The 20,953-nt window shown below is 65.8% G+C and carries 17 protein-coding genes; 7 read left to right on the top strand and 10 right to left on the bottom strand.

Going from position 1 to position 20,953, the window contains the following annotated elements; genetic code table 11:
• Positions 1 to 15: 15 nt before the first annotated feature.
• Positions 16 to 1,539 carry an amidase gene (locus tag AC1Q7H_RS16810; protein ID WP_153954789.1) on the bottom strand — a complete coding sequence of 508 codons (1,524 nt, stop codon included), beginning with the start codon at positions 1,537 to 1,539 and terminating at the stop codon, positions 16 to 18.
• A gap of 27 nt (positions 1,540 to 1,566) precedes the next feature.
• Positions 1,567 to 2,565 (bottom strand): Bug family tripartite tricarboxylate transporter substrate binding protein, encoded by a 999-nt coding sequence (locus AC1Q7H_RS16805; RefSeq protein WP_153954788.1) that lies wholly within the window; start codon positions 2,563 to 2,565, stop codon positions 1,567 to 1,569.
• A gap of 169 nt (positions 2,566 to 2,734) precedes the next feature.
• Here AC1Q7H_RS16805 and AC1Q7H_RS16800 point away from each other — a divergent pair, with 169 nt between their 5' ends.
• From AC1Q7H_RS16800 to AC1Q7H_RS16790, 3 genes are all read left to right on the top strand, one after another.
• Positions 2,735 to 3,655 (top strand): LysR family transcriptional regulator, encoded by a 921-nt coding sequence (locus tag AC1Q7H_RS16800; protein WP_153954787.1) that lies wholly within the window; start codon positions 2,735 to 2,737, stop codon positions 3,653 to 3,655.
• A gap of 151 nt (positions 3,656 to 3,806) precedes the next feature.
• Complete coding sequence (locus AC1Q7H_RS16795; protein WP_153954786.1) at positions 3,807 to 5,051, top strand: NAD(P)/FAD-dependent oxidoreductase; 1,245 nt, start codon at positions 3,807 to 3,809, stop codon at positions 5,049 to 5,051.
• A gap of 34 nt (positions 5,052 to 5,085) precedes the next feature.
• The gene (locus AC1Q7H_RS16790; protein WP_153954785.1) at positions 5,086 to 6,012 is read left to right on the top strand and encodes an ATP adenylyltransferase family protein; all 927 of its coding nucleotides are present in this window, start codon (positions 5,086 to 5,088) and stop codon (positions 6,010 to 6,012) included.
• A gap of 2 nt (positions 6,013 to 6,014) precedes the next feature.
• On the opposite strand, the gene AC1Q7H_RS16785 is transcribed toward AC1Q7H_RS16790, so the two are convergent.
• Positions 6,015 to 7,310, bottom strand: coding sequence for a DUF3422 family protein (locus tag AC1Q7H_RS16785; RefSeq protein ID WP_228772494.1), 1,296 nt, complete (start codon positions 7,308 to 7,310; stop codon positions 6,015 to 6,017).
• Positions 7,311 to 7,417: 107 nt separating this feature from the next.
• Between AC1Q7H_RS16785 and AC1Q7H_RS16780 the strand changes: the two genes are divergently transcribed.
• Positions 7,418 to 8,269 carry a LysR family transcriptional regulator gene (locus tag AC1Q7H_RS16780; protein WP_013956661.1) on the top strand — a complete coding sequence of 284 codons (852 nt, stop codon included), beginning with the start codon at positions 7,418 to 7,420 and terminating at the stop codon, positions 8,267 to 8,269.
• 239 nt (positions 8,270 to 8,508) lie between these two features.
• Here AC1Q7H_RS16780 and AC1Q7H_RS16775 read toward each other — a convergent pair whose 3' ends face one another.
• The 3 genes from AC1Q7H_RS16775 to AC1Q7H_RS16765 all read right to left on the bottom strand — a co-directional run bounded on the left by AC1Q7H_RS16775 (position 8,509) and on the right by AC1Q7H_RS16765 (position 11,331).
• Positions 8,509 to 9,483, bottom strand: a complete 975-nt coding sequence (locus AC1Q7H_RS16775) for a Bug family tripartite tricarboxylate transporter substrate binding protein (RefSeq protein WP_013956662.1) — start codon at positions 9,481 to 9,483, stop codon at positions 8,509 to 8,511.
• A gap of 88 nt (positions 9,484 to 9,571) precedes the next feature.
• Positions 9,572 to 10,330: an SDR family oxidoreductase gene (locus AC1Q7H_RS16770; protein ID WP_013956663.1), complete on the bottom strand. Its 759-nt coding sequence runs from the start codon at positions 10,328 to 10,330 to the stop codon at positions 9,572 to 9,574.
• 47 nt (positions 10,331 to 10,377) lie between these two features.
• Positions 10,378 to 11,331, bottom strand: a complete 954-nt coding sequence (locus AC1Q7H_RS16765; protein WP_492381485.1) for a 2-hydroxyacid dehydrogenase — start codon at positions 11,329 to 11,331, stop codon at positions 10,378 to 10,380.
• 108 nt (positions 11,332 to 11,439) lie between these two features.
• On the opposite strand from AC1Q7H_RS16765, the gene AC1Q7H_RS16760 reads away from it, so the two are divergent.
• Entirely contained in the window at positions 11,440 to 12,594 is a 1,155-nt protein-coding gene (locus tag AC1Q7H_RS16760) for a citrate/2-methylcitrate synthase (RefSeq protein ID WP_153954783.1), read from the top strand.
• Positions 12,595 to 12,626: 32 nt separating this feature from the next.
• Here AC1Q7H_RS16760 and AC1Q7H_RS16755 read toward each other — a convergent pair whose 3' ends face one another.
• On the bottom strand, positions 12,627 to 13,256 hold the full coding sequence (locus AC1Q7H_RS16755) for a c-type cytochrome (protein WP_153954782.1): 630 nt from the start codon (positions 13,254 to 13,256) through the stop codon (positions 12,627 to 12,629).
• Positions 13,257 to 13,278: 22 nt separating this feature from the next.
• Positions 13,279 to 15,009 (bottom strand): pyrroloquinoline quinone-dependent dehydrogenase, encoded by a 1,731-nt coding sequence (locus AC1Q7H_RS16750; protein ID WP_492381484.1) that lies wholly within the window; start codon positions 15,007 to 15,009, stop codon positions 13,279 to 13,281.
• A 354-nt stretch (positions 15,010 to 15,363) separates the two neighbouring features.
• On the opposite strand from AC1Q7H_RS16750, the gene AC1Q7H_RS16745 reads away from it, so the two are divergent.
• Positions 15,364 to 16,044, top strand: a complete 681-nt coding sequence (locus AC1Q7H_RS16745; RefSeq protein WP_153954781.1) for an ankyrin repeat domain-containing protein — start codon at positions 15,364 to 15,366, stop codon at positions 16,042 to 16,044.
• 11 nt (positions 16,045 to 16,055) lie between these two features.
• Here AC1Q7H_RS16745 and AC1Q7H_RS16740 read toward each other — a convergent pair whose 3' ends face one another.
• Together AC1Q7H_RS16740 and AC1Q7H_RS16735 are read right to left on the bottom strand one after the other, a co-directional pair.
• On the bottom strand, positions 16,056 to 17,120 hold the full coding sequence (locus AC1Q7H_RS16740) for a YVTN family beta-propeller repeat protein (protein WP_013956670.1): 1,065 nt from the start codon (positions 17,118 to 17,120) through the stop codon (positions 16,056 to 16,058).
• A 37-nt stretch (positions 17,121 to 17,157) separates the two neighbouring features.
• A complete protein-coding gene (locus AC1Q7H_RS16735; RefSeq protein ID WP_153954779.1) occupies positions 17,158 to 19,479 on the bottom strand; it encodes a TonB-dependent receptor in 2,322 nt (773 codons plus the stop codon).
• Positions 19,480 to 19,697: 218 nt separating this feature from the next.
• On the opposite strand from AC1Q7H_RS16735, the gene AC1Q7H_RS16730 reads away from it, so the two are divergent.
• The gene (locus tag AC1Q7H_RS16730) at positions 19,698 to 20,462 is read left to right on the top strand and encodes an NADPH-dependent F420 reductase (RefSeq protein ID WP_153954778.1); all 765 of its coding nucleotides are present in this window, start codon (positions 19,698 to 19,700) and stop codon (positions 20,460 to 20,462) included.
• Positions 20,463 to 20,953: the final 491 nt, after the last annotated feature.

Raw genomic sequence — 20,953 nt, 5'->3', positions numbered from 1 at the left:
CTTCAGCCCCTTTGCCTATACCGCAGAAACGCCGCCCGATTGCTGCGCTGTGCCAGAGGCCGGCGGCGCGGTGACAATCGAGCGCAGCGACGGGTTGGCGGGCCTGAGGGCGGCGAGGTCGGGAACGGGGCGGCGCAACGCTGGCAGCATGGCAAACGCAGCTTCCATCGCCTGGGCCGCTCCCAGCGTCTCCAGGTCGCCCCGGAAGCGGCCGGTCACCTGCAGCCCGAACGGCATGCCGGCCTCGTCAGTGCCGCACGGCAGAGAAATGGCAGGGTGCGTGGTCAGTGTCACGACATAGGTCAAGGCCAGCCAGCGGTAATAATTTTCCTGCTTTTCGCCATTGATGGTGTCCGCGAACAGCCTGGTCCATGCGAAGGGCGACACCGGCGTGGTTGGCGACAGGATCAGGTCGTATTCCTGGTAGGCCCCCTGGAAGCGCTGCAGGATACGGTTCTGCTCGGCCTGCGCCCATGCGCTGTCGCCCAGTGACATCTTCGCGCCGAGCTCGTAGTTGGCGCGGGTATTGGGGCCGAGAGAGGCGGGGTCGCGCTGGTAGGCGTCATGCAAGCCGGCGACAAAGCTCTCGGCGCGCAGGACATCGAAGCAGCGGTGCACATCGCCAAGCTCGAAGCGGACCTCGTCGCATTGCCGGAACAGGTGGCGCATCTCTGCGATCCTGGCGCGGAACACGCGGCGGACACCGTCGTCGACCGCGCAGCTGCCGAAGTCTTCGGTCCAGCCGACCCGCAAGCTCGACAGGTCCACCGGTGCCGGCGACAGGTACGCTGCGGCGTCCACCGCGTAGCTCAAGGGATCGGTCACCGACACCCCGGCCGAAGCCGCCAGCTGCAGGCAGGTATCGGCAACGGTGCGTCCCATCGGCCCGACCACCGAGATCGGCGTCCAGCCCAGCAGTTTGCGCGAGTTGGGGACGATGCCCGGCGAGGGCCGGAATCCGACCACGCCGCACTTGGCCGCGGGAATGCGCAGCGAGCCACCGGTGTCCGACCCGGTGCAGACCGGCAGGAAGTCCGCGGCCAGCGCCGCGGCCGAGCCGCCGGAGGAGCCGCCCGCATTGAGGTTCGGGTTGAAAGGATTGCCGGTCGCGCCCCAGACCGCGTTGCGCGAGTTCGCGCCGGCGCCCATTTCGGGAATATTGGTCTTGCCCACCACGATGGCACCGGCCGCCCGCAGCCGTTTCACCAGCACGTTGTCGTCGGTCGGCACGTGGTTGCGGAACAGCGGCGAGCCATAGGTGGTCAGCAGGCCCTCGGTGGCCTCCAGGTCCTTGACCCCTAGCGGCAGCCCGTGCAGCAGCCCGAGCGGTTCGCCCCGCAGCATGGCCTGTTCGGCGGCGCGCGCTTCCTTGCGGGCGCGCTCGAAGCAGGTTGCCGTGATGGCATTGATCAGCGGGTTATAGGTCTCGATGCGCGCGATGCACGCCTCCAGCAGTTCTACCGGCGAGATTTCCCTGGAGCCGATCAGTCGTCGGAGTTCGACCGCCGAGGCCGAGGTCAGTCTGTCTTGCGTGGTCATGGAACAGGTGTCTCCGGGGCCTTGCTGTCAGTCAAGCTTGATATGGGCGCGTTGCGCGATGGCACGCATCTGCGGGATTTCCTTGTCGATCATGGCCGCGACCTGCTTGCCGGGCGCGTAGAAGGGCTCGATGCCGTTCTCCGCCAGCTGGCTGCGCGTTGCCGGATCGGCGATGGTGTCTGCCAGTGCCTTTTCCAGCCTGGCCCGGACCTCCGCTGGCAGGCCGCGAGGCGCGACCAGCGCGATCCAGGTACTGGTGTCCATGCCCGGATAGCCGCTTTCGGCGACGGTCGGCACATTCGGCAGCAGCGACGAGCGCTTCGCCGTAGTGACCGCAATGGCCTTGATCTTGCCGGACTTGAGCTGTGGAATGGCCGCAGCCACCGTATCCACGCTGAAGGGGATCTGGCCCCCCATCAGGTCGGTCATCGCCGGCGCGCTGCCCTTATAGGGCACATGCAGCAGTTTGGTGCCGGTGAGGTTCAGCAGCTCTTCGCCGGCAAAGTGGGCAGTGGTGCCGGCGCCGAATGAGCCGTAGGAATACTTGCCCGGGTCTGCCTTGACCGCGGCGACAAACTCCTTGAGGTTGTTCACCGGCACGTCGCGGTTTGCCAGAAGGATCAAGCCGGTCGACCCGATCATGCCGATGGGCTCGAAGTTCTTCTGCGGGTCGTAGGGCAGCTTTGCATAGACCGCCGGATTGACCGTGAACGTGGTGCCGGACGTGGCCATCAGCGTGTAGCCGTCCGGTGCCGCTTTGGCCACGTAGCTCGCCGCGACAATGGTGCCGGCCCCGGGCCGGTTCTCAACCACCACGGTCTGGCCAAGACGCTCGCCGAGTCTGCGGGCGATGGTGCGGCCGACGATGTCTGTGGCACCGCCTGGCGGAAACGGCAGGACCAGCTGGATCGGCTTGGATGGATAGCCACCCTGTGCAGTGGCAGGGGCGGGCGCCAGCGCGGTTCCGGCAGCCACGCTGCAGGCCGTGAGGAGGAGGAACAAGGTGCGGTGGGCGGGGGATCGCATGTTGATGCTCCGGCAGGGTAGGTATCGCGCAGCGCAGTAGGTGGGGGCACCGCGTGATCTCATCGTACGATCAATCCGGCGTGACATCGTCGCAATGTTTCGAAAGCTTGATTGCCGAAAAGGCAATCCATAAAATGAATCTGACCTTGGCTTCGCTTTCGCCCCGACCATGTCGTATCGCATCCTGCAGGAAACCGCCGTCCGCTACTTCCTTGAGGTCGTACGCACCGGCTCGGTCAAGGACGCCGCCCTCAAGCTGAACGTGGCGCCATCGGCGGTCAGCCGGCAGATCGCCAAGCTGGAGAGCGAGCTGGACACATTGCTGTTCGACCGGCGCGCGCGCGGCCTGGTACCCAATGCGGCGGGGGAGATGCTGGCGGCGCACGCCAAGCGCGCCCAGCAGGAGATCGATCGCGTCACGGGTGACATCCAGGCACTGCGTGGCTTGCGCGTGGGGCAGGTCCACCTGGCAAGCGTCGAGGGCATCGCGCACGATTTCCTTCCGGCTCTGGCCGCCAGTTTCCGGGAGAAATACGATGGCATCCGCTTCGACCTGGACGTGTGCCCGCAAGGCGACATTGCCAAGCGCATTCGCGACGGCGAGGCGGATATCGGCGTCACGCTGAGCGGCCTCCCCGAACTCGATATCGAGGTGGAACTGCGCCACCCGGCCCCGGTGCTCGCGGTCATGGCGCCGGACCACCCGCTGGCGGGCCAGCGCCAGATCTCGCTGTCGCAGGTCATCGGCTATCCGCTCGCGCTGCCGCCCAAGGACAGCTCACTGCGGCAGTTGCTGGACACCAGTTGCAGCCGCCAGGGGCTCAGCTACCAGACCGTTTTTTCCAGCAATCACCTGGACTCGCTGGTCGGATTCGCTGCGGCGGGGGCCGGTGTCATCACTTTCTATGGGGAGCTTTCGGTCCGGCGGCGGTTGAAGGAAGGGTCCATTGTCGCGGTGCCGCTACGCGACCGGGAAATGAACGAGCGCTATATCGAGATCCAGACACTGGCCCGGCGCAACCTCCCGCCCGCGGGGCGCGCCTTCGTGCAGCATCTGGCCGATGCCATCACGCGCATAGGCGACCCATGATTGCCGGATCGGCAACCATGGATTCCAATAATTGATTGCGACGGATATTCCGCCCGGACGCGCCGGCATTGCAGAATCAGGGCATTAGCATCCATTGCCTGACTCCCTATGACCCGGACCGCAAACCTGCCCTCCAGGATCCGCATCTGCCATGGCTTCTAAAGACATTCTGGTACTTGGTGCGGGCATGGTCGGCGTCTGCACGGCGCTGGCGTTGCGCCAGCGCGGCCATGCGGTCGTACTGGTCGACCGGCAGGCGCCCGGCAGGGAAACATCCTATGGCAACGCCGGCATCATCCAGCGCGAAGCGGTGCAGCCCTACGCCTTCCCGCGCGAGTGGATGGCGGTCCTTCGCGTCATCACCCGCCAGGGCAACGATGTCCACTATCACCCCGCGGCACTCGCCAGCCTGCTGCCCGCGCTGGCGCGCTACTGGCGTGAATCGGCGCCTGACCGGTACGCGGCCACCGTCACGGCATACAGTGCCCTGATCCGGCACTGCCTGACTGAGCACGAGCGGCTGATCGCGCTGGCCGGCGCACAGGAACTTGTGCGCAGATCGGGATGGCTGCAGGCGTATCGCAGCGCTGCGCCGTTCGACCAGGCGGCGCGCGCTGCGACGGAAGTCACGCAGCGGCACGGACTCGATTGCCGGATTCTCGACCAGGCCGGGCTGATCGCTACCGAGCCAGCGTATTGCGGGCCAGTGGCCGGCGCCATTCACTGGCGCGATCCCTGGACCATCGTTGATCCCGGCGAGCTGGTAAGCCGCTACGCGGCGCTGTTCAGCAAGGAGGGCGGAATCTTTAGCCGCGGTGATGCCGCAACGCTGAAACAGACGGAAGGCGGCTGGACCGTGGAGACGGAAGATGGCCCGGTCAAAGCTGCCGAGGCCGTGATTGCACTTGGGCCGTGGGCCACGACCCTGACCAGACCGCTTGGCTATCGTTTCCCGCTATTCGTCAAGCGGGGATACCATCGCCACTATGCCGCTGAGCCGATGCCGTCCATGCCGCTGCTCGATGTCGAGAACGGCTATATGCTGGCGCCGATGCAGCGCGGCCTGCGCCTGACCACGGGGGCCGAGTTCGCGCACCACGATGCCACGCCGACCCCCATCCAGCTGCAGAATGCCGAGCGCCACGCCCGCGAGCTGGTGCGCCTCGGTGCGCCAGTCGAAGACACGCCCTGGCTCGGCGCCCGGCCATGTGTCGCCGACATGCGGCCGATCGTCGGCAGGGCACCGCGCCATCGTGGCCTCTGGTTCAACTTTGGACATGGCCACCAGGGCTTCACGCTCGGCCCCGTCACGGCCCGGCTGCTTGCCGAACTGATGGACGGTGAGCAACCGTATGTCGATGCCCGCCCGTATGATCCGATCCGCTTCGGCGCGTGAGACGGCTATGCTGAAAGGGGAGTGAAAGCGGATCATGCACCCTCGACACCTTCAGCCCGGCACGCTGTGGCCGGCAATCACGCAGCGGACGGCGCACGCCCTGCAGAGCGGGGCGTTGTGCCCGATCGAAACCTCCCAGGCGGCAATTGAGGACGGCGGTGTGCGGTTCCTGGTCCGCCAGGTGTCCAGCCTGGCGCGCAAGGACAAGGCACGCGGGACGAGCAGTGCCGGGGGCAATCCATTCCTGCCGTATGACCCGGATCTGTTTGTCGCGGATATCTCCGACACCCATGTGGCCTTGCTCAACAAGTTCAATGTCATCGAGCATCATCTGCTCATTGTCACCCGGCACTTCGAGCCGCAGGAATGCCTGCTGGTCGTGGCTGACTTTGAAGCGCTGCTGGCTTGCATGGCGGAATTCCCGAGCCTGGGCTTCTACAACGGTGGGGCAGCCGCGGGAGCGAGCCAGGGCCACAAACATCTGCAGATCGTGCCGTTGCCGCTCGCCGAGGGTGGCCCGGCGCTGCCGATCGGCCCCTTGCTGGCGTCGGCGCGGATCGCCGGCGCCATCGGCGTCGTTCCCGGCCTGGCATTCGCGCATGCGTTCGCGCCGCTGGATCTGTTTGCGGCGCCCGTCGAAGAGGTGGCGCGCACGGCGTGCGAGCGCTACCGCGCGCTGCTTGATGCGGTTGGCGTGCGGGCGGTGGATGTCGAGGGCGGCCTGCGCCAGTCGGCGCCGTACAACCTGCTGGTCATGTCCGCAGGGCTGCTGCTGGTGCCGAGAACCAGGGAGTGCGTGGAAGGCATATCGATCAATGCCCTGGCGTTCGCCGGCTCGCTATTTGTCCGGGATGCTGCGCAGATGCAAACCATTGAGAACCTTGGCCCGATGCGTCTCCTGCGGCGAGCCGCGGCAGGGGCGGGGCAGGGCGGGACAGCCGCCTGGCTGCCCCTGACGTGACCCTACGCAGCCTGATTCGCAGCCGGCTGCCGCGCGGCCGCTTTTTGCCCGGCATGCTTGCTGCGCCGAGTTGCACGCAGCACCAGCAGCACTACTGGCAGGATCAGGACACCCTTGATCAGTTCCGGGTCCAGCGGGAGATGCACCGCATGCAGCGCCTTGAGCCCCGTACCCGCCAGCGACAGCACGTAGTAGGAAATGGCCGCGACCGACAGGCCTTCGACCGCGTGCTGCAGCCGCAGCTGGCTGCGCGCGGTCTGGTCCATGCCTTCGAGCAGGCGCGTGGTGTCCTGCTCCTGCGCGAGGTTGACGCGCGTGCGCAGCAGGTCGAGCGCGCGCGCCACGCGGCCGGCAAACTGCTCGTGCCGCGCCCAGACCGACCTGCACGTCTCCATGGCAGGCGCGAAGCGGCGCTCCATGAATTCGGCGATGGTCGGTATGCCTTCGATGCGCTCTTCACGCAATTCCTGGATGCGCGCCAGCACCAGCTTCTCGTAGGCGCGCGACGCGCTGAAGCGGTTGCCGGATTCCGCCAGTGCCTCGATGCGGACCGCCAGGTGCGTCAGCCGCTCCAGCAACTCGGCATCGTGGCGGCCGCCCTGGCTGGTGTCCATGCTGCGCATCAGCGGCGCGAGCGAGCGCTGCAGGTTGTCCACGCTGCGGCCCAGGTCACGCGCCACCGGCAAGGCCAGCAGCGCCATCATCCGGTAGGTCTCGATTTCATACAACCGCTGCAGCAGCCGTCCGCCTTGGACTTCGCGGAAGCCGTTGTCGATGACCAGGAAGCGCGAAAAGCCGTCGGGCGGGATGGTCCAGTCGCAGAACACCTCACCGCCGCCCAGAACGTGGCTGCCCGCCAGGATGGGGCCGTCGATCCATTGCCTCACGTTGTCGCGGGCATGGGCTGCGGCCTCGCCCGAGACCAGTTCCATGCGCAGCGCCACCAGGCGTTTGCCGGCGAAGCTGTCGAACCAGTCGGCCGGGATATGGGAGGTGGCCAGGTCGGAGAAGTAGTCCGCGTCACCACGCCGCGCCACGAACGTGAAGGTGGAGAACTCGGTGTGCCGCTCCCACTTCAGCTGCTTGTCATCGCCCCATCGTCCTGAATAGTGGGTCACGCCGTCGGCCGGGTCTTCCAGCCCGGTCAGCCGGCACAAGGAGGCCAGCAAGGCATGGTGGACCGCGGTATCGCCGTCCGCATAGATGGCGAAGTGCGTCAGCGAGGCGGAGCCGCCAATGCGCAGGAAGGGGCGGGCATGCAGTTCGCGCGCAAGGCTGTCGCGCAAGGGGTGGTCCATGATCGGCTGTGGCATAGGTCGTCAACGTTTCTGGCCAGTATGCCCGAGGGCCCTTGATTAAGAAAAACGCGTAAAATTGATCTGTTGCTTCAGTTTTTCTGATACCAATGAAAGCGCTTGACCTCGATGTGCTGGCCATGATGGTGGCGGTTGCCGATACGGGCAGCATTTCCCGTGCGGCGGAACTCGTGCATCGGTCGCAGTCGGCAGTCAGCATGCAGATCAAGGCGCTAGAGCGGGCTTTGGGCAAGCCACTGTTCGTGCGCAAGCCGAGAAACGTAGTGCTGACCCCGGAAGGCGAAGTCCTGCTGGGCTTTGCGCGCCGCATGCTGGCCTTGCGTGACGAGGCCTGGGCGGCCGTGGTCCGCCCCGACGTGACCGGGCGTGTGGTGCTCGGCATGCCGGACGACTATGCCTCATCCCTGCTGCCCACGATCCTGAAGAAATTCTCCGCGACTTACCCCAAAGTCGAGATCCAGGTCATTGGCTTGCCGAGCGTGGCCCTGGCGCCCATGGTCAAGGACGGATCGGTCGACTTGGTCTGTGCAACGAGAGTGAAGGGGCTGTCCGGGGAGTTCATCCGGCTGGAACCGATGGTGTGGGCCGCCTCGCCGGCGGCGCACGAGATCTGGAACGAGCGGCCGCTGCCCATTGCCGTGTTCCAGTCGGGCAGCGTCGCCCGCGACATTGCGATCCGCAGCCTGGAGCAGGCCAGGATCGCTTATCGCATGTCCTATGAAAGTCCCAGCCTGCTCGGCCTGCTCAGCATGGTCGAAGCGGGACTGGCGGTGGCGCCGCTCGCGCGATGTGCTGTCCCGGCGCATTTCACCATCCTTGGCCAGGCCCAGGGGCTGCCAGAGTTGGCCGGGCTGGAGCTGGTGCTGGCGCGCAGCGCAAAGTCGAAGCGGCCACCTTGTGACTTCCTTGCCGAACAGATCCTGGCGGAGCTGCAGCGCTGACAAGCGTAGAGTGGTGCTCGCCATCGTGCAGCGGCGGCCTAGGGGCGACTGAAGCAATGCGCGAATCGCGATACCAGGGTAGCGGCTATTTTGCGTGCAGGATGACGGTCCCCTCCGAAATCGCCGGCGGGCTGGCGCTGGTGCCGGCGGCATTCGCAGCGATCCAGTCCTTTGCCTTCTGGACGCTCTCGTCCACGCCCGCCTTGTCATTGCAGGTCGTGACCGAGAAGCCGCCAGTACTATTCCGGCTGAATCCCCGCCTTCTTGACCACATTTCCCCACTTCGCCAGGTCAGACTTGATCAGCGCCGCGTAAGCCTGCGGCGTGCCGCCCTGGGCCTCGATCCCGGCCGCTTCCAGCTTGGCGCGCACCTCGGGCAGCTTCAACACCGCATTGATCTCGGTGTTGAGCCTGGCAACGATCTCCTTCGGCGTCCCCGCGGGCGCCAGGAAGCCCCCATTGGTGTTGGCGTCATATCCCTTGAGTCCTTGTTCTTCGGCAGTCGGCACATTGGGCAGGGCCTTGGAGCGCTTTCGGGTCGATACCGCGACGGCGCGCACGTTACCAACCTTGAGCTGCTCCTGTATGGCGCTGAGGGAGTCGATGTAGAGGACGGTGCGGCCGGCCAGCAGGTCGGGGTGGGCGGCGGATGATCCCTTGTAGGGGACCAGCAGCATGGGCGCACCGCTGACCATGCGGAACATTTCGGCGGCCATTTCCTGGGCGCTACCGCGGCCGGAGGTGGCGACCTTGGCCTCGCCGGGATTGGCCTTCATCCAGCTGACCAGTTCGGGCATCGTTTTGACCGGGAGTTTCGGGTAGACCGCGAACACCAGGGGGATTTCGTGGGTGTAGACGATGGGCTCGAAGCTCTTTTCCGGATCCCAGCCGAGGTTCTTGAAGAGGAATTTGTTGATGTTGTGGCTGCCGCCTACGATGCCGATCGTATAGCCGTCGGGTTTGGCGTTGGCCAGTATCGCGGTGCCCAGGTTGTTGGACGCGCCCGGACGGTTGTCGACAATAAAGGGCTGCTCAAGCTTGATTGAGAGCTTTTCTCCCACCACGCGGGCAATCAGGTCGATGCCGCCCCCGGGCGGCGCCGGGACGATGATGGTGACGGGTCGGGTCGGGTAGTTCTGTGCCGACGCCAGGCCGGGTGCCAGTAGCAAGGCGGCCGGGACGGCCAGGAATTTGATCCGCTTGGTAAATTGCATCGTTGTCTCCGTTTGCATTTGGTCAACTTGTGTCGACTCTGATGACACACCCACGATTGCCAGGGAGGCCGGGGCGCGGTAGCGGCTGTCAGCCGCGCCCGACGAACGGCATGGCGCTCGCCATGACGGTCATGGTCAGCACGTTGGCATCCAGCGGTAGCGAGGCCATGTGCCGCACGGCGTTGGCGACATGGCTGGCATCCATCATGGGTTCTGGAGCGATCGTGCCGTTGGCCTGCGGCACGCCCCGCGTCATCCGTTCGGACAGTTCGGTCAGCGCGTTGCCGATGTCGATCTGGCTGGCCACGATATTGAAGGCGCGGCCGTCCAGCGCCAGCGCCTTGGTCAGGCCAGTGACCGCGTGCTTGCTGGCGGTGTAGGGCGCCGTGAAGGGGCGTGGAGTGTGCGCGGAGATCGAGCCGTTGTTGATGATGCGGCCGCCCTGCGGCGACTGGCGGCGCATGAGCCCGAAGGCCGCACGCGCGCAGAGGAAGACGCCGGTGACGTTGGTGTTGATGACGCTGAACCATTTGTCGAGCGGCAGCTCGTCCATCGGCACGGCAGGGGCATTGACGCCGGCGTTGTTGAACAGCAAGTCCAGTCGGCCAAACTCGCGCTCGATGGTGTCGAACAAGGCTTGCACGCTGCAGGGGTCGGTGACGTCGGCGGGCACGGCCACCGCAGTCTGGCCGCGCGCGGCAGCCTCGGCTGCCAGGGATTGCAGGGGATCGGCGCGGCGGCCGGCCAGCACCACCGTCCAGCCGTCATTGAGCAAGGCAATCGCGGTGACGCGGCCAACGCCGCTGCCGGCTCCGGTGACGAGGGCGATCTTGCGGGAAGCGGTCAAGCGAGGTCTCCTAAAGTAGTGTGAGGTCGCGGAATTCGGCCGTGCATTCAGGTGGTCAGGCTCATGGTCGGACGCTCGTCGGCCAGGGCCTGGGCGACGCTGTCGAGCACCATGTGCGCCATGGCGGTACGGGTTTCCCAGGTCGCGCTGGCGCGGTGGGCCTGCAGCGTCGTGCGGTCGGACTGGCGCAGCGTCAACGGCACGCGCGGCTCGTCGACGAACACGTCGAGTCCAGCGCCCGCGATGCGGCCGGCGGCCACGGCCTCGGCCAGGTCAGATTCGTTGACCAGCCGGCCACGCGCCACGTTGACGAGATAGCCGCGCGGGCCCAGCGCGTCCAGCACCGCGGCATCGACGATGCCTTCGGCCTTGTCGGCCGCCGCGCACAGCACCAGCGCATCGCTGTCGCGCGCCAGGTCCTGCAGGTACGGCACGAACGCATGCGGCACGTCATCCATGCGGCGCAGGTCGGTATAGCGGATGGGGCAGCCAAAGGCTGCCGCCCGCGTCGCGACCGCGCGGCCGACGCGCCCCATGCCGACGATGCCGAGGCGCATGCCACTGAAGCGCCGGGCCAGCGGGATGGCGTTGGGCTGGGGGTGCAGTTCCCACTGGCCCGCGCGCACAAAGCGGTCGCCGGCGCAGAGGTTGCGGCAGGCTGCGATCAGCAAGCCGATGGCCAGGTCAGCCACGTCTTCGGTCAGCGCCCCCAGTGTCGCCGTGACGGGCAGGCCACGGCCACGGCAGTAGGCCAGGTCCACCGCGTCGGTGCCGACGCCATTGACGGCCACCACCTTCAGCGCGGGCAGCTGTTCCAGCATCGCCCGCGAGATCCCGGTGTGTCCGCCGGTAATGACGGCCTCGATGGCAGCACCATGTTGCCGCAGCCAGGCCGCCTGGTCTGCGATCTCGAAGTACTTGTGCACCTCATAAAGTGCGGCGAGCTTGTCGTTGACCGCCGGGATCAGGATGGGATTGAGTTGCAGGATCTGGGGCTTCATATCCGTGGCAGGAAGGGCGCGTTGAACTTGACTGCATAGTAAGTAATAGTTGATTGACAAGGCAATATTGATCTATAAAATCAATATAAAATCTTGCAACAAGTCATCATGGGATCCTGGATATCGATGGACGAGGCCTGCAGCCGCCTTGGCGTGCGCCCGCAGACGATCTACGCTTACGTCAGCCGAGGCAAGCTGGAAGTCATTTCCGATCCGGCCGACACGCGCCGCAGCCTCTACCGCGCCGAAGATGTCGCCACCCTCGCCAAACGCAAGCAGGCCGGGCGCAAGCACGAGACCGTGGCGACCAATACGCTGTTTGGCGCGGAACCCAGCATCCCGACCGCTCTCTCCACGTTCGTGCGCGAGCGCTTGTACTACCGCGGACAAGACGCGGTGACCCTGGCCGGCTCGGCCAGCCTGGAGGAGGTGGCGCAATTGCTGTGGGACGCCGAGCAAGCCGTCGACTTTTCATGCTCGGCACGCATCGGCAAGCCGCCCGGGCGCGTGGCGGCGTTCACGGGCCTGGCTACACTGGCCGCCACCGGACACTCCACGCACGGGCGCATGACACGCGTCCTGCACCAGGAATGCCAAAGCCTGGTGGGCCAACTGGCCAATGCCTTTGGTGCGCACGCGGGGCAACAACCCTTGCACCTGCGTCTTGCGCAAGGGTGGAAACAATCCCTGCAGGTGGCAGAGCTGCTGCGGACCGCCATGGTGCTACTGGTCGACCACGAACTGACGAGCTCGGCCTTTGCCGCGCGCATCGCGGCGTCCACTGGCGCATCCTTGCCGGCCTGCCTGCTGTCCGGCCTGACCACGCTGTCCGGGCCCTTGCATGGCGATGCCTCGGGCCGCGTCAAGGCGCTGTTCAACGAAGTGGAACGGCAAGGCGAGGATCAGGTGATCGCCCACCATCTGTCCACCGGATTGCCCCTGGCAGGCTTCGGACATCACCTCTATCCCGATGGCGATCCTCGCGCGGCAGCCCTGTTGGCCCTGTTCGACCCACCGGAAGTCATTCGGCGCTTTATCGAGAAGGCAACCAAACTGACCGGCTTGCAGCCCAATATGGACGTGGCCCTGGCGGCCCTCGTCACACACTATGGGCTGCCGGACGATGCCGCGTTCGGGATGTTTGCCACGGCACGCAGCATTGGACTGCTGGCCCACAGCCTGGAGCAGTTGGGCGTGGGGCAGGTGATACGTCCGCGGGGGCGCTATGTCGGGACGATGCCTGAAAAGGTTGGCGAGCGTTGAATCACAGGTAGCGGCCGGGCCTGATTGGCAGATCAATTCAGGCCGGTAATGTAGTTGGCGAGATTCCTGATGTCGTCATCACTTAGGTTGCGCGACACGCTGGTCATGCTCCCCGCGTCATTGGTACGCCGCCTGGCGCGGAAATCCTCCAGCTGCTTGACGATATACGCGTACTGCTGCCCGGCTACCCGCGGTATTTCGTTCTGCCCGGCAAATCCTCCGAGGTGGCACATCGTGCACAGCACTTCTTCGGACTTGCTGCGCCCGGCGGCGACCCGCGCTGCGTCGACCTTGTAGGTCGACGCTGTCGGCGTCTGCGCGGCAAAGTAGTCGGACAGGTCCTGCATGTCCTCTTTTGACAAAGGCGTGGCCATTGGCGACATGGCAGGGTCGCTGCGCCGTCCTTCCTTGAAGTCACGCAACTGCAGGTAGAGGTAGCGCGCGGTCTGTCCCGCCAGATGCGGATAGGCAGGATTGGTGGAATTGCCCTGCGGACCATGGCAGGCAACGCAGACCTGCGCCTTGGCCTGCCCGGCGGCCGCTTCGGCACGGGTATTGCCGCTTGCGGCCAACAGTGCCAGCAGTGCAGTCACCATGGCGGGCACCGCGGCGCGCCGCGCCGCGGGAAGGCGGCGGCGCGGACGGAGCGGGATAGTCGGCATTCCGGGATCGCTTTCGGCGAACCTATTGCACCGCAAAGACAAAGATGCTGTTGCCACGCTTGAAGTCGAGCTGGGTGTTGCCGCCGGCCGCGACGGCAATGTACTGCTTGCCGCCGACGGTATAGGACACTGGCGGCGAATTCACGCCGGCCCCGCACTGGAACTGCCACAGCATCTTGCCGTTGGCCGCATCGAATGCCTTGAACAGGCCGTTGCCTTCGCCAGTGAAGACGAGGCCGCCGGCCGTTGCCAGCACGCCGCCGATCAGCGGCTGCTCGGTCTTGTAATCCCACGCCACCTTGCCGCTATCGATATTGACCGCCGAGAGCTTGCCCCACTGCTGCTCGCTCGGGATGACCTTGAAGGCGCCGCCCAGCCACAGCTTGCCGCCTGGATAGGGGACATCTTCGACCTGGTAGGTCATTGGCTGATGCAGGTTGGCGGCATAGGCAAGCCGCATCTTGGGGTTGAACGCCATCGGCGACCATTCCACTCCCCCGTTGGCGCCCGGCAGCATGCGCGCACCTTGCGGGGTGGGCAGGGTCCACATGTTCTCCTGCGGGATCATTGCCTGCGAGAAGCGGATCAGTCGGCCGTCGCGGCGGTCGTGCACATAGACGTGCCCGGTCTTGCCGCCGTGGATGACGCCCCGGATCATCTGGCCTTTTTCATCGCGCACGTCGACGAGGATCGGCGGACTGGCTGCATCCAGGTCCCACACGTCATGGGCGATATATTGCGAGTGCCACTTGTAGGCGCCGGTGTTCAGGTCGACCGCGACCAGGGAATCGGTGTACAGGTTGTCTCCGGGACGGATCGCGCCGTACAGGTCGGGCGACGGATTGCCCACCACGAAGATCGCCAGCTTGTTGGCGCGGTCGACCGCCGGGGCCATCCACACGCCACCACCAAGCGTCTTGTAGAAGTCGCCGCCCTTGTCGGCCAGCATCTTCTTCTCGGCGGCGATGTCGCGCTTCATGTCGCGCCCGGTGGCGTCCTTGGTGGCCCACACCCCTTCATGGCCCTTCTCGGGGATGGTGTGGAAGGTCCACAGCAGCTTGCCGTCGGTCGTGCTGAACGCCTTGACGAAGCCGCGGATGCCGTATTCGCCGCCATTGGTGCCGATCAGGACCTTGTCGTCGACGACCACCGGCGCCATGGTCTCGGAGTAGCCGAGTTCCGGGTCAGCGATCTGGGTTTCCCACAGCAGCTTGCCGGTCCTGGCATCAAGCGCGACCAGCTTGGCATCGAGCGTGCCCATGTAGAGGCGATCGCCGCTGATTGCCACGCCACGGTTGTTAGGCCCGCAGCAGAACGTGGTGACCGGTCCCATCTTGTGCTTGTAGTGCCAGAACTCCTTCCCCGTCACCGCGTCGATGGCATAGACGTGGTTGTAGGAAGTCGTCAGGAACATGACCCCGTTTACGACGATCGGCGCAGTCTCCATCGACTCCATCACTGCCGTCTGGAAGATGAAGGCGGGGCGCAGCCTGGCGACGTTCTTCGTGTTGATCTGCGCCGCTGGATGGTAGCGCATCTGCACGTACGACCCGTTGGAGTGCAGCCAGTCGTTGCCGTTGGTGCCTGCAGCATCCAACTGTGCCTGGGTGACCGGGCGCAGCGCACTGGACATAGGCGCGCCTGGCGTGGTCGCGCTGCCCTGGATATCCTCGGCGGCGAGCGCGGCGGATGCATGGAAGGCGAGGAACAGCAAGGGGAGGGTGTGCCGGGAGAGGCGAGAGAATGAGAGCATGGGGCGCTCCTTATTCGATTCTTGTCGACCTGGCCGCTTGGGTGAGCGACACGCACAAGCCGATGCGTATCGTGGCGAGGCAAAGCAGGCCCTGCCGCGCGTCGAAGCGGCCCCGAGGTGAAGTGCAGTATAGGCAAGAACCCAAGCAAAACAACAAGCACATGCAGCGCGGCTTTCTGCACTGCAAGGACATCGTTGAACCGATGCATCGCAGCATGAAAAGGCCGCTTGAATTTGTGCTTCCTGCGCACCAGACTTAGCGGGCGGGTAAGCAGAAGACACCGGGAATTGCCTTGCGTTGCGGTACCCGTCTTGCGCAATGCATCGCGCCGGTTGTCATCGGAGGAGCCGGATATGAATCGTGATCTGCGAAGGATTTCAATGGTGTGCGTGTGCGCGCTTGGCCTGCTTGCAGCTCGGGCACTTGCCGATGACGACATCAGCCTGAACGCGCGGTTGCTGGCTTCGGCGCGCGCCGGGGACGAGGCCGGGGTGCTCGGCGCGCTGAAGCAGGGCGCCGCGCCGGACTCGCGCAGCCGCATCGGCGACACGCCATTGCTGACGGCATCAAAGCGCGGCCTGACCGGCATGGCGCGTGTGCTGGTGGAACACGGCGCTAACGTCAGCCTGCCGAACGTGCAAGGCGTGACGCCGCTGATGGCGGCTGCGTTTGGTGGCTACCAGGAGATCACCGCGATGCTGCTGGCGCGTCATGCCGAGCTGAACGCCACCGACCGCGTCAGCAAGACCGCCATGATCTACGCTGCGGGAGAGGGCCGCACGGCGGTGGTGAGGCAGTTGCTCGATGCCGGCGTCGATATCAACGCGCGCTACGCACATGGCCTGACGGCACTGATGTGGGCGGCCGGCTATGACATGAGTGACGTGGTCCAGTTGCTGCTCTCGCGTGGCGCAAATGCCTCGTTGCGGGATGATCGCGGGCTGACTGCGCGCGAGATTGCCGAGCAGGCTGGTGCGAAGAACGTGGCCGCCGCGCTGGCGGGCAGCCAGACCGCAGCGGCACCGGCGAAGTAGCGCCGCTGCGCTTACGGCGAATCGATCGAACCCACGCTCTTGGGATAGGTCACGATGCCCCAGCTCAGCGGCAGCCCGTCGAACTGGCGCACCGGCTCGTAGGTGCGTGCGTCGATGACATAGACCGCATTGGAGCGCCCGCAGGCCACCAGCAGCCGCGCATCGTCCGGCGTGAAGCTGAAATGCCAGCAGCGCTTGCCTATCGCGATGTCGGCCAGCGACGCGAAGGTCTGCGCATCGAACACCTGCAGCGTGTCGGCGCGCGAGGCGGCGACGAACAGGCGCTCACCGGCGCGATCGAACGCCACCCCGTAGGGACCCGTGCGCGTCGGCACGGTGCGCAGCACGCGGAAGTTCGTGGCGTCGAGCACGACGAAGGCATTGGCTGATTCCAGCGTCACCACATAGCGGTTGCCGTCCGGGCTTGCCTTGATGCCGCGCGGGCGCGAACCGGCGGGCATTGGCAGCAGCTTTACTTGCCTGCCGCTGGCGTTCTCATAGACCGTGACGGTGTCGTCGCCTTCATTGGTGACCAGCATCAGCTTGCCGTCGCGCGAGAACTCAATACCTTCGGTTTCCAGCCCGCTGCGGATCCTACGGTTCACGCGCCAGTCCTTGAGGTCGATCACGGCGATTTCCGCCGGCAGGGGCTTGTCGTCATCGCTTTTACCCTTCGCGGATGGGGGCGGCGCGGCCCCGGGCGGGCCGGAGCGCTCGCCCGGTTCGTAGGTGACGAAGGCCTGGTTCCCGGCCACGCGCACGAACTCCGGGTTCTGTCCGATCGGCACGCGGCGAACCAGCTGCCCCGTGGCAAGGTCAATTACCGACAGGTCGCCCGTGCCCTTGTTGGCCGCCAGCAGGTATTTGCCATCCGTGGTCACAGCCAGTCCGCGCGGCCCCTTGCCCCCGGCCGGGAGGCTGGGCATGACTTCGAGCCGGTCCAGGTCGATGACGGCGATGCCGCCGCCTTCGGTCGACACATAGGCCTGCGCTGCGTCGGCGGCGACCGGGCACACCAGCGCCAGGAGGCCAGCGGCCAGCATGTGTCGCGTACGGGATGGAAGGTGCGAAGGCATGACGTTCTCCTCGTTGCCCGGATGCATGGCGGCCCGCTCAGGGCCCGCCCCATTCATAACGCACGCCGACCAAGAACAGCCGGGGCGCGCCCGGTGCCACAAAGCGCTCGACGGGTACGGCCGCGCCGGGCAACAGCAGCGTGCCGCCCGGGAACAGGTTGTAGCCCGCCTGTCCGTAAGTCTCGTAGCGGCGGTCGAACAGGTTGTCGATGCGCCCATAGAGTTGCCAGCGCGGCGAGAACTGCCAGCTGGCGCGCAGGTTCAGTAGCAGGTAGCCAGCGGTGCGGGCAAGGCCGGGGTTCTGCGCGCTGAGCGCGCCATCCTCGTTACCCGCGACTGGACGCGATGACGATACGATCACGTCGCCGCCCACGCTGATGGTGGCAGTCGCGCGCCAGTCTGCGCCGAGCTTGAAGCTGTGCAGCGGGATTCCTGCCATGCGCGTGCCCGGATGCACCGCCACCGGCGCAGCGAAGGGGGTCTGCAACTGGCCGTCCGCCTGGTAGGTCGCTTGCGTGTAGCCGTAGCCGGCGCGCAGCGTCAGCCGGCCCAGCCGCTGCCGCAAGCCCAGCTCAAGGCCCTGGTTGCGGGTCTTCGGGAAGTTCGAGAAATAGCCCAGCGGACTGAACGGCGAGCGCTGAAAGATGATGTCGTCGGTGTTGTTGCTGCGGTATAGCGCCAGGGTCAGTTCAGTGGTGTCAGCCGGCTGCCAGCGTCCGCCCAGCTCCAAGGTGCGCGTGACCACCTGGCGCAGGGGGGGATCGGCCTGCAGGCCGGTAGGAAGCTGGCAGGCATTTGCAGGGTCCGCGCAACCCAGCTCGATCGCCGTGGGCATGCGTGTGCCCTGCGAAGCGGAGCCGAAGATCGTCAGGCTGTCGAGCAGCGCGTGCGATGCGCCCACCGACGGGTTGAGCCGTGTGAACGTGAAGCGTTCGTCCGATGGCGTGGGCGCGCCCAGCACTGTATGCCGTCGCCCTTCGTTCCAGCGGGCGGCCAGCGTCAGGAAGGTCTGGGGAAGCAGTCGGATGGTGTCGGTAGCGTACAGCCCCACCGTGCCGTCGTGGCCGTCCAGCAAAGCATTGGTGACCACTGGCGCATTGGGATCGCCAAGCGCCCTGCGCGCTGCGTCGAAGCTGGCCAACTGCGTCGTTTGCGCGTAGCGCGACTGGTTCAGGTCCAGCGCGGCACCCAGTGCGAAACGGTGCGTCTCGCCATCGTGCGACCACTGCGCAGACACGCCATAGCTGGTCTCGCTCACGGTGGAGGCGTTGAGCACGGCATTGGCGGGCGCCTCGTCCGCTTCGCAGCCTGCGGCGCCGGGGGTGCCCTGGCAGTCGCGCAGGGTGTCCAGGTAGTCGTCGTGGATATCGCCGCTGTTGGTGCGCGAGCGCGTGCGGCGCACATAAGCCGTTAGCAGTAGCTGGTCCTGCGCATTGAACTGGTGCGCACCATTGAGCGTCAGCTGCAGCGATTTCGCGCGCGTGACATCGGGCGCGGTGTAGATGGCGCTTCGGTCGGCGCGGTAGATGCTATCCGGCGTCAGGCCGTTGCCCGACAGCCGGCTGTTGCTGCCGAGCAGGCTGAGGCTCCATTGGGTGGCGCTGGTCGAGCGGCCCAGCTTGAAGAAGAGGTTGCCCAGATCGCTGTCGGAGCTGTCGCGCCAGCCATCCTCACGCCAGCCGGTGCCGCCAAAGTAGGCGTGCCAGCCGTCGCCCAGCGACTTGCCCGTGCTGACATCGAGCCGCGCTCGGCCATGGCTGCCGATGCTTAGGTCGGCCTCCACGCCCTGGTGCGTTTCGCCCGACTTGGTGACCAGCGCAAGCGCGCCGCCCAGCGTATTGAGCCCATACAGCGGGTTGCTGCCCGGCACCAGCGTTACCGTGCTGATGGCGGCCTCCGGCATGCCGGCCCAGTTGATGACGTCGCCCAGGGCCGCGTTCTGGCGCACGCCGTCCAGGTATAGCGACAGCCCTTGTGCCGAACCCAGCGTCGGCGAGAGCCGGTAGCCGCGATACAGGATGTCCTGCGCGAACGGATTGCCCTGCGCGTCATTGACCACGATGCCGGTCATGTTCTCCGCCAGGAAGGACGGGAGGTTGACGGACTTCGCGCGTTCCAGGTCGCCATCGGTGGCGGTCTGGACGTTGGCGGGAAAAGCCTGGCGCTCGATGGTGAAGCCGGGCAACGGCGTCGGGGCGACCACAGTGACCTCCTTCAGGTTGTGGACCTGGTCCGCCAGCCTGCCCGCGTCAGGCTGGCTGGCCTGCTGCGCCGCGACAGGCGCGGCCGCCACCAGCGCAATGGCGACCATGCCTGGCGCATGCCGGGGCGGGCGGGTGCGGCGGCGGGCGCAGGCCATGAGGTTCCCCTCTCGTGCAGCATCGCGTGGGCAGCTGTGGCTGTGATGGAGACTTCCTAGAGTGGCGCAAATGCTACCTAATCTAGTCCAGCGCGCAGGCGGTGCCAAGGATTGCCCGGCAGGTCGTTTTTTCGCCTAGAGTTTTTTGGGCGGCCAGTGTGCAGGAGGAGATCTTGCGTACTGGCCGCAGGGCCAGGCAATCCTCGCAGGAGCGCGCGATGCAAGATCCGGCAGTTGTCATCGATCCTGAACGCCGCCGCATGCTGTTGCGGGTGGGCGCACTGGCCATCCTGGCGCTGAGCCTTCCGCCGCTGGGCGCCTGCGCTCAGGGAGCGGGCGCCGCGGGTCACGCGGGGCCGGCGCGCATCGGCGTAATCGGATCGGGGCGCATCGGCGGGACGGTCGGAGGGCTCTGGGTCAAGGCAGGGCACCCGGTCCTGTTCTCGTCGCGTCATCCTGAATCGCTCAAGCCGCTGGTCGACGGCCTCGGCCCGCTGGCTCGGGCGGGCACGGTCGCGGAGGCCATCGCCTTTGCCGACGTGCTGTTCCTCGCCACCCCCTACGGCGCGTTGCCGCAACTCAGCCAGGAGAATGCCGGGGCATGGTCAGGCAAGATCGTGCTGGATGCCACCAATGCCATTCCCCAGCGCGACGGCGCGATTGCCGAAGAAGCCCAGCGCAACGGCATTGGCATCACCACGGCGAAATACCTGCGCGGCGCACGTGTGGTGCGGGCGTTTAATTTCATGGGGGCGACCAACTTCGCCAGTGAACATCACCGGCCCGGCGGCCTGATTGCCGTGCCGATTGCCGGTGACGACCAGGTGGCGCTGCAGGTGGCGGCACAACTGGTTCGCGATGCGGGTTTCGAGCCGGTGATGGTGGGACCGCTGGCCAGCGCGGACAGGTTCGCGCCGGGCGGGCCGCTGTTCCGGCAGATTGGCACCGCCGAGGAATTTCGCAGGAAGATGAGCGGGAATTAGGGGCTAGTCCCGGTGCTCGCCGATGTGTTCACCTTTCGGGTCGCAGGGGAGGGCACTTAAGTGGCAAAAGAGGCGCTTTCAGGTTTTCCTCAAAAACGCTTGCAAGGCAGGCATCCAGGCATTAAGATTCGCCCCCTCGTTCGCAAGGCACCGCGCAACGGGGGTGGGAAAAGACTTGCAAGGATTAACTCGGTTCGAAAGAGCGAGCCTTCCAGAATAAAAGAATTTCTCGAAAATGATTGATTAATCGCAGAAAGTTCTTTATAGTCTCGTTTCTCCGCTGCAAACAAAACGCAGCGACGCAAACGGCAAAGCCGGATGCGGTGCCCGAAAGGGCGGGTTCTTTAACAACCAAACAACCGATAAGTGTGGGCGCTTGATAACGGATGCGGAAGACTTCGGTCTTTTAGCTTTACAAGTTATACAGTGCTCGCACAGCAAAACGTGACTGGGTCTTCGGATCTGGTCAGTCAGTTTTCTGAGAGTGAGCG

The organism is Cupriavidus sp. GW823-FHT06D04, assembly GCF_058795055.1.
Note: the sequence above shows the minus strand (reverse complement) of the source record. Positions and strands in the feature narration are given on the sequence as shown.